The organism is Actinomadura sp. NPDC047616 (assembly GCF_040642915.1).
Lineage (GTDB): Bacteria > Actinomycetota > Actinomycetes > Streptosporangiales > Streptosporangiaceae > Spirillospora > Spirillospora miaoliensis.
This window is the reverse complement of record NZ_JBEYTB010000005.1, coordinates 68,261-80,352: the sequence shown is the minus strand read 5'-3', so window position 1 is coordinate 80,352 and position 12,092 is coordinate 68,261. Positions and strand designations below refer to the sequence as shown.

Annotated in this window: 12 protein-coding genes; 4 read left to right on the top strand and 8 right to left on the bottom strand. The window is 74.7% G+C overall.

Annotation, left to right across the window (positions count from 1 at the left end; translation table 11 throughout):
• Window positions 1-247 precede the first annotated feature (247 nt).
• From ABZ801_RS13905 to ABZ801_RS13895, 3 genes are read left to right on the top strand one after another with little or no spacing between them, the layout of a single operon-like run.
• Window positions 248-1,723 (top strand): FGGY family carbohydrate kinase, encoded by a 1,476-nt coding sequence (locus tag ABZ801_RS13905; RefSeq protein ID WP_360697301.1) that lies wholly within the window; start codon window positions 248-250, stop codon window positions 1,721-1,723.
• Window positions 1,724-1,782: 59 nt separating this feature from the next.
• Window positions 1,783-2,535 (top strand): MerR family transcriptional regulator, encoded by a 753-nt coding sequence (locus tag ABZ801_RS13900; RefSeq protein WP_360697298.1) that lies wholly within the window; start codon window positions 1,783-1,785, stop codon window positions 2,533-2,535.
• On the top strand, window positions 2,532-3,191 hold the full coding sequence (locus ABZ801_RS13895; RefSeq protein ID WP_360697295.1) for a hypothetical protein: 660 nt from the start codon (window positions 2,532-2,534) through the stop codon (window positions 3,189-3,191). Before ABZ801_RS13900 ends, ABZ801_RS13895 begins: the two co-directional genes overlap by 4 nt.
• A gap of 45 nt (window positions 3,192-3,236) precedes the next feature.
• On the opposite strand, the gene ABZ801_RS13890 is transcribed toward ABZ801_RS13895, so the two are convergent.
• Together ABZ801_RS13890 and ABZ801_RS13885 are read right to left on the bottom strand one after the other, a co-directional pair.
• Window positions 3,237-3,725 (bottom strand): hypothetical protein, encoded by a 489-nt coding sequence (locus ABZ801_RS13890; RefSeq protein WP_344958159.1) that lies wholly within the window; start codon window positions 3,723-3,725, stop codon window positions 3,237-3,239.
• Window positions 3,726-3,795: 70 nt separating this feature from the next.
• Window positions 3,796-4,116, bottom strand: a complete 321-nt coding sequence (locus tag ABZ801_RS13885; protein WP_344958160.1) for a hypothetical protein — start codon at window positions 4,114-4,116, stop codon at window positions 3,796-3,798.
• A 243-nt stretch (window positions 4,117-4,359) separates the two neighbouring features.
• Here ABZ801_RS13885 and ABZ801_RS13880 point away from each other — a divergent pair, with 243 nt between their 5' ends.
• A complete protein-coding gene (locus ABZ801_RS13880; RefSeq protein WP_360697291.1) occupies window positions 4,360-5,643 on the top strand; it encodes a YibE/F family protein in 1,284 nt (427 codons plus the stop codon).
• Between the two features lie 3 nt (window positions 5,644-5,646).
• On the opposite strand, the gene iolD is transcribed toward ABZ801_RS13880, so the two are convergent.
• Genes iolD through ABZ801_RS13850 form a run of 6 tightly spaced genes read right to left on the bottom strand, consistent with a single transcriptional unit; the run spans window position 5,647 to window position 12,067 of the window.
• Window positions 5,647-7,515 carry a 3D-(3,5/4)-trihydroxycyclohexane-1,2-dione acylhydrolase (decyclizing) gene (gene iolD / locus ABZ801_RS13875; RefSeq protein ID WP_360697288.1) on the bottom strand — a complete coding sequence of 623 codons (1,869 nt, stop codon included), beginning with the start codon at window positions 7,513-7,515 and terminating at the stop codon, window positions 5,647-5,649.
• Window positions 7,512-8,351 carry a 5-deoxy-glucuronate isomerase gene (gene iolB, locus ABZ801_RS13870; protein ID WP_360697285.1) on the bottom strand — a complete coding sequence of 280 codons (840 nt, stop codon included), beginning with the start codon at window positions 8,349-8,351 and terminating at the stop codon, window positions 7,512-7,514. Before iolB ends, iolD begins: the two co-directional genes overlap by 4 nt.
• Entirely contained in the window at window positions 8,348-9,238 is an 891-nt protein-coding gene (locus ABZ801_RS13865) for an aldolase (RefSeq protein ID WP_344958168.1), read from the bottom strand. Before ABZ801_RS13865 ends, iolB begins: the two co-directional genes overlap by 4 nt.
• Window positions 9,235-10,203: a 5-dehydro-2-deoxygluconokinase gene (iolC, locus tag ABZ801_RS13860; RefSeq protein WP_360697281.1), complete on the bottom strand. Its 969-nt coding sequence runs from the start codon at window positions 10,201-10,203 to the stop codon at window positions 9,235-9,237. The genes ABZ801_RS13865 and iolC overlap by 4 nt, the downstream gene beginning before the upstream one ends.
• A complete protein-coding gene (locus ABZ801_RS13855; RefSeq protein WP_360697278.1) occupies window positions 10,200-11,072 on the bottom strand; it encodes a TIM barrel protein in 873 nt (290 codons plus the stop codon). The genes iolC and ABZ801_RS13855 overlap by 4 nt, the downstream gene beginning before the upstream one ends.
• Window positions 11,069-12,067, bottom strand: coding sequence for a Gfo/Idh/MocA family oxidoreductase (locus ABZ801_RS13850; RefSeq protein ID WP_344958173.1), 999 nt, complete (start codon window positions 12,065-12,067; stop codon window positions 11,069-11,071). Before ABZ801_RS13850 ends, ABZ801_RS13855 begins: the two co-directional genes overlap by 4 nt.
• Window positions 12,068-12,092 lie beyond the last annotated feature (25 nt).

Genomic DNA, 12,092 nt, shown 5'->3' with positions numbered 1-12,092 from the left:
GGGGAGATCCGAGCCAGATCACGCACATGTAACACCGTTGCCTGTGTTCTTAACACTCCATGTGCGTTGGCTCACAGAGCTTGTAACACAGCGATTGCCAACGTCAAGCCCTGGCCACAGATTGCTTAACAACGTTTGAACGGAGGACGGCCCTGGTAGTGGCGGGTCCATCCGACGGCCTTGCCGAACCCAACATGAGGCTGTTATAAGTTCACAACACAGATCGATAAGTTGAGGAGGGCGTGCTGTGGAGAACCCTCGGCGAGACCCCGCGGGACGGCCGGTCTGGCTGGGGGTGGACCTCGGCACCCAGAGCGTGCGCGTGCTCGCCGCCGACGCCTCCGGACGGGTGGTGCGGCGCGCGTCGGCGCCGCTGACCGGCCGGCGCGAGGCCGAACGGCACGAGCAGGACCCCGCCGCGTGGTGGGCGGCCGTCCGCGACGCCGCGCGCGAGGCGCTGCGCGACGTTCCGCCCGGACTGGTCCAGGGCGTCGCGGTGTGCAGCACGTCCGGCACCGTTCTGCTGGCCGACGACGACGGCCGGCCCCTCACCCCGGGCCTGATGTACGACGACGGCCGGGCCCGCGCCGAGGCCGCCGAGGCGCAGGAGGCCGGTGCCGAGCTGTGGGAGCGGCTCGGCCGCCGCATCCAGCCGTCCTGGGCGCTGCCCAAGGCGCTGTGGCTGACACGCGCGCGTCCCGGCGCCCGCCTGCTGCACCAGGCCGACTTCGTCAACGAACGGCTGGTCGGCGAGCGGGTCGCCACCGACTCCAGCCACGCCCTGAAGACCGGCTACGACCTGCTCGGCGAACGCTGGCCGGGCGAGGTGTTCGACGCTCTGGGCCTGGACGCCACGCTGCTGCCCGAGGTGGTGCGGCCCGGCACCGTGCTGGGCAAGGTGTCGCCGTCGGCGGCCGAGGAGACCGGCATCCCGGCCGGGACGCCCGTCGTCGCGGGCATGACCGACGGCTGCGCGTCCCAGATCGGCTCGGGAGCGCTGCGCGTCGGCCACTGGAACTCGGTGCTCGGCACAACGCTGGTGCTCAAGGGCGTCACCTCCACGCTGGTGCGCGATCCGCTCGGGGTGCTCTACAGCCACCGCTCCCCCGACGGCACATGGCTGCCGGGCGGGGCGTCCAGCGTGGGCGCGGGCGCGCTGACCACCGACGGCGACCTCGCCGACCTGGACGAGCGCGCCACGCGGTGGGAACCGTCCAGCGCCGTGGCCTACCCGCTGGTCTCGTCGGGGGAACGCTTCCCGTTCCTGGCGCCGGACGCCGTGCCGTTCATACTCGGCACGCCCGCCGACGACGCCGACCGTCACGCCGCGCTGCTGCAGGGCGTGGCGTTCATCGAGCGCCTGGCGCTGGCATACGTGCGGCGTCTCGGCGCACCCGTCGACGGGCCGCTGACGTTCACCGGCGGCGCCGTCCGCAGCGCGTACTGGACGCAGCTTCGCGCCGACGTGCTGGGCCGGCCCGCGCGCGTGCCCGAGCACGCCGACGCCGCGCTGGGCATGGCGATCCTGGCCGCCTACGGCACGACGGGCGCCGCCTCCCTGGCCGACGTCGCCGAGCCGATGGTGCGCATCCGCACCGTCGTCGAGCCGCGGCCGGGCGTCCGCGACCGGTTCACCGCGCCGTACCACCGGCTGCTGGACGAGCTGGAACGCCGCGGCTGGCTGCCCGCCGACGTCGCCTCCCACGCCCGCGAGGAGGGCTGACCCCGCTCCCCCGACGAGGCGTTTGACCTTGACGCAACGTCAACGTCTCTAATGAGGGCATGCGGATCGGCGAGATAGCCGCGCTGGTCGGGGTGTCGACCCGTACCGTGCGCCACTACCACCATCTGGGGCTGCTGCCCGAGCCGGAACGGCGGGCCAACGGCTACCGCGACTACCGGCTGCGCGACGCGGTGGTGCTGGCGCGCGTCCGCCGCCTGGCCGAGCTGGGGCTGTCGCTGGACGAGATCCGCGACGTGCTCGCCGACGACCGGGGCCGCGAGCTGCGCGAGGTGCTGCTGGACCTGGACGCCGACCTGGCCCGCCAGCAGGAGGCGATCGCCGAGCGGCGGTCCCGGCTGGCCGCCCTGCTGGCCGAGACCGACCTGGACCCCGACTCGACGGTGTCGCCGGACATGGCCGAGATGCTGCGCCGCCTGCCCGCCGGGGAGTCCCGGTTCGCCGCGTTCGACCGCGAGCTGATGACGCTCGTCGACACCGGTGCCGGCCCCGCCGACCAGGCCGCGTTCGCCGCGCTGCTGCGTCCGCTCACCGAACCGGAGGCGGTCGCCCGCGGGAACGTCCTGTACGAGCGGCTGGACGAGCTGGAGGACGCCGACGCGGACGACCCGCGCGTCGCCGCGCTCGCCGCCGACCTGGCCGCGTACATCCCCGCCGACATGGCGTCGCTGATGGTCACCAGCCTGGAACACGTGGAGTTCGGCGGCTGGCTGGAGTCGATGGCGCTGGAGCTGTCGCCCGCCCAGGCCGAGACGTTCCGCCGGCTCGTCGCGATCCTCAAGGAGCGGACATGACGCGCCCCCGTCCCGCCGACGCCGCCCGGGTCGCCCGGCGGCTCATGAGCTTCGACGCCAAGGGGACGGCCAGCCTCGTCCTGTGGGTGACGCGGCGCCGCGACGGCGTGCCGCCCGGCGCCACCGCCGTCCCCTACTCGGCCGCGCAGACGACGCCCATGCTGATGTGGCTGTTCGCGATGGCCGTGGAGCTGGTCGGCCTGGAGGTCATCCTGCGGGCGGTCGGCGCGCCCGGCCCGCTGCGCGTCGCGTTCCTGGTCGTCGACGCCTACTCGCTCCTCATCGTGCTGGCGGTCATCGCGGCGTGCGTCACCCGGCCGCACGTGGTGTCGGACGGGGAGCTGCGCGTGCGCTACGGCGCGTTCTTCGACCTGCGCGTGCCGCGGGAGCGGATCGCCTCGGTGCGCCGGGTGCGCGACTTCAACGAGTCCCGCCTGTTCCGGCTGGAGGACGAGGTGCTGACCGTCGCGGTGTCGTCGCAGACCAGCGTCGTCGTGGAGCTGAACGGGCCGGTCACCGTGGTGCGGCCGCTGGGCGGCCTCGGGCGGGCCCGCACGATCCGGTTCTTCGCCGACGACCCCGACGCCGCCGTCCGCGCCCTGCGCGGCGCCCCGAGCGAGGACCAGCCCGGCGGCACCCGCGTCGGGTCCCGCTAGCGACCCGTTCAGGAACTGACCGGCCGCGGCGGCCGGGCGGCCCGGTCAGGGCTCGTCGCCGCGGCCGGCGTCGTCGGCGGCGCGGGCGTCGCGCAGCGCCATGTCGATGGCGGCCGACGCGGTGCCCAGGTGCTTGAGGACGATCTCGCGGTCGTCCTCGAACTCCACGCTCAGCGCCAGCGCGCCCAGCCGCTGGGCCAGCCTGGTGATCAACGCGGCGATCTCGGCGGCCGACTCGGGCAGCACGCTCGGCACCGCCCCCGCCACCAGTTCGCCGCGCAGCGCCAGCCGCTCCATCGTCTCCTGGTGGTCGGCCGCCATCTGCCGGGCCCGCCACAGCGGGTGCAGGAACGCCGAGCCGTTGCCGCAGGTGCAGGTCCAGCCGAAGATCTCGGCGTCGGGGTCGCGCAGGTCGCCCGGTTCGACGTCGCGCACCCCGGGGGCGCTGGACGACCCGCCGGACGGCGGGTCGACGCGGCCGACGACCAGCCGGACCCGGTGCGCGCCCGGAGCCTCACCGTGGGGGGCTGTCATGCCCCCGATCCTGCCCCTTTACCGGCCGGTAGACGACGGGATCCGCCGATCCCGCGCGCCCCGTTCCGCATCAGCCGCCCAGCGGCCCCCCGCCCATGGGCGCCGCCTCCCGGGCGCGCTCCCGCTCCCTCTCCCGCTCCCTCTCCCGCTCCATCGCCTCGTACGGACGGGGCCGTCCCCACTGCTCCTCCATCCGCATCGCGCAGCCCAAGGCGAAGAAGGTCGGCGCCCACTGCCCGACGAAAATGCCCCACCGGTCGGCCCGGTCGAGTCCCGCGGGTTCGAGGTTGCGCGACAACATCCACGACGCGATCGACGCACCGATGGACGCGAACCCCATCGTGTACATGACGTTGGACGACAGACCCATCTTGCACAGCATGCCAACCATGTGCCCTCCTGGCGTGAGATGTGGTGCCGTCCTGCACCTTTCCCGGGCATCCGGCACTATGGCCATGCGTACGCCAAGGTTGATGTCGCTCTTCCCCAGAAAACGGCATTGCCGGAAACGTCCGGGAGTGCGGTGGGGCGACCGGGGCCACGGCACCCGTCCGGCCTCCTATGCTGCGTACCACCTGATCCGGTCCGCCGGCCGATCCCCGCCCCCCACACCGACCACGAGAGGCCGTTCAGCATGGGTGCTCGCCACGTCCACGACCACGACGCGCGCGATGACGGGCGGGCGCCCCGCCCGGTCGTTCGCGCCGTGCTGGCGGTCATCGTCCCGCTGGCGGTGGCCACGCTGGCGGGGCTGATCTGGATGTGGCCGTCGGACCGGCAGCCGGTCGACCCGGGCTCCGCGCAGATGCCGAAGGTCACCGGCACGGTGGCGCGGGTGTCGCTCAAGCCGTGCCCGGCCGCGGCGCCGGACGCCCAGCCGCCCGGCACGGCCGGCACGGAGGGCGCCCGTCCCCGCACCGACCCGCGCCGCTGCGGCACCGCGACGGTCGAGCTGACCTCCGGTCCCCTGACGGGACGGTTCGTGTCCGTGGAACTGCCCAGCGGGCCCGGCAGCCGCGTGTTCGAGCCGGACGACGACGTGGTGCTGGTGGAGGCGCCCGGCGACTCGGGAACGCCGTCCTACCAGCTGTCCGACCACGACCGCTCGCGGCCGCTGTGGCTGGTCGCCGGCGCGTTCGTGCTCGCCGTGATCGCCTTCGGCCGGTGGCGCGGGCTGACCGCGCTGATCGGGCTGGGCGTCACGTTCGCGCTGCTGGTGCTGTTCCTCATCCCGGCGATCCTGGACGGCCGCTCGCCGCTGGGCGCCGCCATCGTCTGCGCGGCGGCCATCATGCTGGCGGTGCTGTACCTGACGCACGGCTTCTCGCTGACGACGTCGGTCGCGGTGCTCGGCACGCTCGGCAGCCTCGCCCTGACCGGTCTGCTGGCGATGCTGGCGATCGACCTGACCCGGCTGACCGGCATCACCGACGACAGCTCGCTGTCGCTGGACCTGTCCTACAGCATCAACACCCAGGGGCTGCTGCTGGCCAGCGTCATCATCGGGTCGCTGGGCGTGCTGGACGACGTCACCGTCACCCAGGCGGCCACCGTGCGCGAACTCGCCCGGGCCGACGCGTCCCGCTCGTTCGGGCGGCTGTACCGGGCCGCCGCCCGGGTCGGCCGCGCGCACATCGCCTCGGTCATCAACACGATCGTGCTCGCCTACGCCGGGGCGTCGCTGCCTCTCATGCTGCTGTTCAGCGTGGGCGGCCAGTCGCTGGGCGAGGTGGTCACCACCCCCGTCATCGCGCAGGAGATCGTCCGCAGCGTGGCGGGCACGCTCGGGCTGATCGCCGCCGTGCCGTTCACCACCGCGCTGGCCGCGCTGGTCGCGACGTGGCGCCCGGACGGCGACGAGGACCCCGGCGTCCCGGCCGGCGCGCCCTCCCCTGCCGCCACGCACAGCCCCTTCTGAGGTCTACGTCCCGAGGTAGCGCCGCTGGGCCTGCTGCTCCTTCTCGTAGCGGGCACGGGCCTGGCGGGTCGCCTCCAGCTCCGACACCTCCGCCACCGGCACGTCCCACCACGCCTCGCTGTCGGGCGCGGACACCAGCGGATCGGTCTCGATGTGCACCACCGTCGTGTGCGAGGCGGCCTTTGCCTGCTCCAGCGCGTCCCGCAGCTCCTCGACGGTGGTCACGCGGACGACGTGCGCGCCCAGGCTGGCGGCGTTGGCGGCCAGGTCCACCGGGAGGACATCGCCCTCCAGACGTCCGCTGTCGTCGCGGTAGCGGTAGCGGGTGCCGAACCGCTGCGCCCCCACCTGCTCCGACAGCCCGCCGATGGAGGCGAACCCGTGGTTCTGCACGAGCACGACGACGAGCTTGACGCCCTCGGCCACGGCGGTGACCAGCTCCTGGGCCATCATCAGGTACGACCCGTCGCCCACCAGCACGAACACCTCGCGGTCCGGCGCGGCCAGCTTCACCCCCAGCCCGCCGGCCACCTCGTAGCCCATGCAGGAGTACCCGTACTCGACGTGGTAGGTCCGCGGACTTGCGGGCCGCCACAGCTTGTGCAGGTCGCCGGGCATGGACCCGGCCGCGCACACCACCACGTCGCGCGGCCCGGCGGCGGCGTTGACCGCCCCGATCACCTCCGACTGCGCCGGAACGGGCCCGTGCCCCAGGGCGTAGGCGCGGTCCACCGTCGCGTTCCACGCCGCGACCAGCTCCGCGACCTCGGCCTGGTAGGCGTCGGAGACCCGGTGGCCGGCGAGCTCGCCGCGCAGGGCCTTCAACCCCTCGCGGGCGTCGGCGACCAGCATCTCCCCGCCCAGCTTGGCCGCGTCGAACCCGGTGACGTTCACGTTGACGAACCGCACCCCCGGATCGGCGAACAGGCTGTGCGAGGCGGTCGTGAAGTCGCTGTAGCGCGTGCCGACTCCGAGCACCACGTCGGCGCGGCGCGCCAGCGCGTTCGCGGCCGTCGTGCCGGTCGCGCCGACCGCGCCCACCGCGCACGGGTGCCGCCAGGGCAGCGCGCCCTTGCCCGCCTGCGTCTCGGCCACCGGGATCCCCGTCGCCTCGGCGAAGGCGGCCAGCTCGGCGCAGGCGTCGGAGTAGATCACCCCGCCGCCCGCGACGATCAGCGGGCGCCGCGCGCCGCGCAGCACGTCCACCGCCCGCCGCAGCGCGTCCGGTTCGGGCACCGGACGCGGGATGTGCCAGGTGCGTTCGGCGAACAGCTCCTCGGGCCAGTCGTGGGCCTCGGCCTGCACGTCCTGCGGCAGCGCCAGCGTCACCGCCCCGGTGGCCGCGGGATCGGTCAGCACCCGCATCGCCGCCAGCAGCGCCGACGGAAGCTGCTCGGGCCGGTTGATCCGGTCCCAGAACGCCGACACCGGCTTCAGGCAGTCGTTGACCGACACGTCGTAGGACCGCGGGTCCTCCAGCTCCTGCAGCACGGGGTTGGCGCGGCGGGTGGCGAAGACGTCGCCGGGCAGCAGCAGGACGGGCAGGCGGTTGATGGTGGCCAGGGCCGCGCCGGTCACCATGTTGGTGGCGCCGGGGCCGATCGAGGTGGTGCAGGCCAGCATCCGCAGCCGGTCGTGCATGCGCGCGTACCCGACGGCGGTGTGCACCATCGCCTGCTCGTTGCGCGCCTGGAAGTAGCGGAACTCCGGGTACTCGTCGGCGTACTCGGCGAGGGCCTGCCCGATCCCGGCGACGTTGCCGTGCCCGAAGATGCCGAAGCACCCGCCGAACAGGCGCCGCCGCACGCCGTCCCGCTCGCCGTGCTGCGCCGCCAGGAACCGCACCACCGCCTGGCCGACCGTCAGCCTCATGATCGCTCCTCCGTCGAGGTCAGCGGGAGCCGCGGGTCGAGCGGCTGCCCGGGCCAGGTGTCGCGGACCCAGGCGTGCGCGGGGTCGTCGCAGATCCGCCACGCGCGCTCGGGGCCGGGTCCGGCCATGACGTTCAGGTAGTACAGGTCGTACCCGGGAACCGCCATCGACGGACCGTGCCAGCCGTGCGGGATCAGCACCGCGTCGCCGGTGCGGACCTCCTCCAGCACGTCGATGGGCCGCTCGGGGGTGCCGTACACGCGCTGGTAGCCCATGCCCGGTCCGGCGGGTCCGCCGGCGACCTCGAAGTAGTAGATCTCCTCCAGGACGCTCTCGCCGGGACGGTCCTCGTCGTGCTTGTGCGGCGGGTAGGACGACCAGTTGCCGCCGGGCGTCAGCACCTCGCAGGCGATGAGCCGGTCGGCCTCGAACGCCTCGGGCGTGCAGAAGTTGTTGACCTGGCGGCTGGCCTGCCCGGCGCCGCGCAGCTCGACGGGGACGTCCTCGGCGGGGCCGTAGCGGGGCGCCAGCCGGTTCGCGCAGCGGGCCGACGGCAGCGCGAACCGGCCGCCGGCGGCGGAGGTGATCGTCACCCGGGCGTCGCGGGGCGCGTAGGCGAAGTCGGTGACGCGGGAGAACACGTCCCGGCGGCCCCGCAGCTCGAAGACGGCCGAGTCGACGGTCACCGTGCAGGACCCGGCGAGCGGCAGGACGAGCATCTCCTCCTCGCCGGTGTCCAGCGCGTGCCCGCCGCCCGGGGGCAGGGCGACGACGCGCAGGCCCGAGTACGTCCAGCCCGCCGTCTCCGGCGTGATCTCGGTCAGGTAGGGACTCACAGCAGCCTCACCGCGGCGTCGACGGCTCCGGCGACGTCGTCGTCGGAGGGGTACAGCAGGGCGCGGCCGACGACCAGGCCGCGCACGGTCGGCAGCGCCAGGGCCTTCTGCCAGGCGGCCAGGGCGCCGTCGGGGTCGGCGGGCACCTCGCCGCCCAGCAGCACGGCGGGCAGCGAGGAGGCCGCCATGACCTGTTCCATCCGGTCCACCACCGGCACCTTCAGCCAGGTGTACGCCGACGTGGTGCCCAGGCCGGAGGCGATCGCGACCGCCCTGGTCATGGCCTCGGGCGTCAGGACGTTGACGACCTTGCCGTCCGCGCCGCGCCGGGACACGAACGGTTCGACCATGGCCATGAGCCGGTGCCCGGCCAGTCCCGACACCGCGCGGGCGCAGCCCTCCAGGGCGCGGGCGGTGGCCGGGTCGTCGTAGTCGACGCGCAGCAGCATCTTGCCGCCGTCGAGCCCGGCGGCGGCGACGGCGTCGGCGTCGTAGGCGGTGAACCGGTCGTCGATCTCGAACGCGGCGCCCGCCAGCCCGCCCCGGTTCATCGACCCGAGGACGACCTTGCCGTCCAGGGCGCCGAGCAGCAGCAGGTCCTCGATGACGTCGGGGGTGCCGAGCACGCCGTCCACGCCGGGCCGCGACAGCGCGACGCAGATGCGTTCGAGCAGGTCGCGCCGGTCGGCCATGGCGAGCGGGTCGCCCCCGGCGGCCAGCGCGCCGCGCGCCGGATGGTCGGCGGCGACGATCATCAGCCGGCCGGCCGGGCCGGGCGGGGACGCGCGCCGCACCCGCCGCGCGGCGGCCAGCGCGATCGCCTCCGGCCGGACGGCGCGGATCTCGGCCAGGGCGGCGTACCGCTCGGCGAACGTGCCGGTGCTCACGCCGTGCCCTCCCCGGGCGTCGTCGGTGTCATGCCGTCCTCTCTCAGCAGCCGTTCCACCTCGTCGGTGGCGGGCATGGCGTCGGCGCAGGCGATGCGGGACGCGACCAGCGCCCCCGCGGCCGAGGCGAACCGGATCGTGCGTTCCAGGTCCCAGCCGGACAGCAGCCCGTGGCACAGCGCCCCGCCGAAGGCGTCGCCGGCGCCGAGCCCGTTGACGACCTTCACCTCGACCGGTGGCACGCGCACCGTCTCGTCGGCCGTGGCCGCCAGCACGCCGCGCGGTCCCTGTTTGACGACGGCGAGCCGGACGCCGCGGTCCAGCAGGGCGCGGGCGGCGGCGAGCGGCTCGGCCTCCCCCACGGCGACCCGGCATTCCTCCAGGTTGCCGACGGCGACGGTGGCGTGCGGCAGCGCCCGGCCGATCTCGCGGCGGGCCCGGTCGGGCGAGTCCCAGAACATGGGCCGGTAGTCCAGGTCCAGCACGGTGGTGCCGGTGTGCGCGGCGAGCGCGGTGACGGTCGCCGTGCGGCTGGGCTCGTCGGACAGCCCGGTGACGGTGGCCCAGAAGACGGTGGCGGCGCGGATCGCGTCCAGGTCCAGTTCACCGGGCTCGATCTGCATGTCGGGGGCCTTGGGCCAGCGGTAGAAGTACAGCGGGAAGTCGTCCGGTGGGAAGATCTCGCAGAACGCCAGCGGGGTGGGCAGGTGCGGCACGGCCGTCACGAAGCGGTCGTCCACGCCGTACCCGCGCAGCGCCCGGTGGACGTAGCGGCCGAACGGGTCGTCGCCGGTGCGGGTGATGACCGCGGTGCGGTGGCCGTGCCGGGCCGCGGCGACGGCGACGTTGGTGGGGCTGCCGCCCAGGTACTTGCCGAACGTCTCGACGTCCTCCAGCGGGACGCCGACCTGCTGCGGGTAGACGTCCACGCTGACGCGGCCCATGGTGATCAGGTCGTGGGTCATGTCGCGCCGCCTCGCAGAAAGGTGATGCTCGCGGCGACATCGTCACACGGCCCGGCGCCGGGCGGCGGCTCGGCGGTGAGGACGGTGTCCTGTTCCATGACGTACCAGCCCCGGTAGCCGGCCGACTCCAGCGCGCCGACGATGCCGGGCACGTCGATGTCGCCCCGCCCCAGCGGCCGGTAGATGCCCTCGCGCACGGCGTCGGTGTAGGCGATCCGTCCGTCCCGCACGCGCCCGGCCAGTTCCGCGTCGACGTCCTTCAGGTGCACGTGGGCGATACGGCCGGCGGCGGCGCGGGCCAGGGCGAGGGGATCGACGCCGCCGATGAGCAGGTGCCCGGTGTCCAGGCAGAGCGGCACGTCGGTGCCGTCGAGCACGCGGTCGACCTCGTCGCCGCGTTCGACGACGGTGCCGACGTGCGGGTGCAGGACGGCCCGGTGGCCGCGGCCGGCGGCGTGCGCGGCGGCGCGGCCGAGGTTGCCGAGCAGGGTGCGCCAGGCGGCGGCGTCGAGGACGGGACGCCGGTCGTAGCCGTCCAGTCCCGTGGCCGCGGCGAGCACGACGGTGGCGCCGGGCCCGCCGAAGCCGTCCAGGACGCGGGACAGTTCGGGCAGCGGGTCGCGCGCGGGGTCGTGCAGGACGAGCGGGACGAACCCGCCGACCGGCCGGAGCCCGTAGGACTCCAGCAGGCGGGCGCGTCCGGCGGGGTCGGCGGGCAGGAAGCCGTCGGGGCCGAACTCGGTGGCGGCCAGCCCGAGGTCGCGCATCTCGGCCAGGACCCGCTCGGGCGCCATCTGGTGGCCCCAGCCCGGCACCTCGCACACCCCCCAGGAGATCGGGGCTCCCGCGACCCGCTCCGCGGCGATCACCGGCGGACCTCCTCGATCGTCACGACACGGTCCTCGCGCCGCGCCAGCTCGCACGCCTCGGCCACGTAGAGCGCCTCCAGACTCTCCTCGGGGGGACAGGGGTTGTCGATGCGCCCGGCCGCCAGTTCGACGAACGCGCCGAGCTCGGCCGCGTACGCGTCGGCGAACCGGTCGAGGAAGTGGGTGTGCGGCGGCCCGGCCGGGCGAAGGCCGCCGCCGACGGGGGTCAGCGGCGTGCGGTCGTCCAGCCCGGCGACGACGCTGTCGGCCGATCCGAGCACCTCCAGCCGCACGTCGTAGCCCGCCGCGTTGTAGCGGGTGGCCGACACCTGGGCCAGGGTGCCGTCGTCGAGGGTGAGCAGCGCGGCGGCGGTGTCGACGTCCCCGGCCTCGGCGAAGAAGTCCGCGCCCCGGTTGGCGCCGACGGCGCAGACGCGCGTCACCTCGCGTCCGGTTACGAAGCGGACGGCGTCGAAGTCGTGCACCGAGCAGTCGCGGAACAGGCCGCCCGAGCCGCGGACGTAGGCGGCGGGCGGCGGCACCGGGTCCAGGGTGCACGAGCGGATGGTGTGCACCCAGCCGAGCCGCCCGGACCGCACCGCCTCGCGCGCCGCCACGTGCCCGGCGTCGAAGCGCCGCTGGAACCCGACCTGCACCGGGACGCCCGAGCCGCCGACGGCGTCCATCAGCCGCAGCGTGCCCTCGATGTCGGGGGCGAGCGGTTTCTCGCAGAACACCGGCAGCCCCGCCTTGACCGCGCGGACGACCAGTTCGGCGTGCGCGCTGGTCACCGCGGCCACGACGAGCGCGTCCAGTCCGGAGGCGAACAGCGCGTCCACCGAGGGTGCCGCCTCGGCCCCGATCTTGGCGGCGACCGCCCGCGCCCGCGCCGCGTCGGCGTCGGCCACCACGACCGCGTCGACGGACGCCAGGGCGCGCAGCGTCTCGGCGTGCCCGGCGCCGATGCGCCCCGCTCCGGCCAGCCCGACCCTCATCCCGACCTCCCGATGTCCGGCCGCG

Coding starts and splice junctions, on each gene's coding strand:
- iolD (WP_360697288.1), bottom strand. CDS start 7,515: ATGAGGCTGACGGTCGGCCAGGCGGTGGTGCGGTTCCTGGCGGCGCAG.
- ABZ801_RS13885 (WP_344958160.1), bottom strand. CDS start 4,116: ATGGTTGGCATGCTGTGCAAGATGGGTCTGTCGTCCAACGTCATGTAC.
- ABZ801_RS13890 (WP_344958159.1), bottom strand. CDS start 3,725: ATGACAGCCCCCCACGGTGAGGCTCCGGGCGCGCACCGGGTCCGGCTG.
- iolC (WP_360697281.1), bottom strand. CDS start 10,203: ATGACCCACGACCTGATCACCATGGGCCGCGTCAGCGTGGACGTCTAC.
- ABZ801_RS13900 (WP_360697298.1), top strand. CDS start 1,783: ATGCGGATCGGCGAGATAGCCGCGCTGGTCGGGGTGTCGACCCGTACC.
- ABZ801_RS13880 (WP_360697291.1), top strand. CDS start 4,360: ATGGGTGCTCGCCACGTCCACGACCACGACGCGCGCGATGACGGGCGG.
- ABZ801_RS13850 (WP_344958173.1), bottom strand. CDS start 12,067: ATGAGGGTCGGGCTGGCCGGAGCGGGGCGCATCGGCGCCGGGCACGCC.
- ABZ801_RS13895 (WP_360697295.1), top strand. CDS start 2,532: ATGACGCGCCCCCGTCCCGCCGACGCCGCCCGGGTCGCCCGGCGGCTC.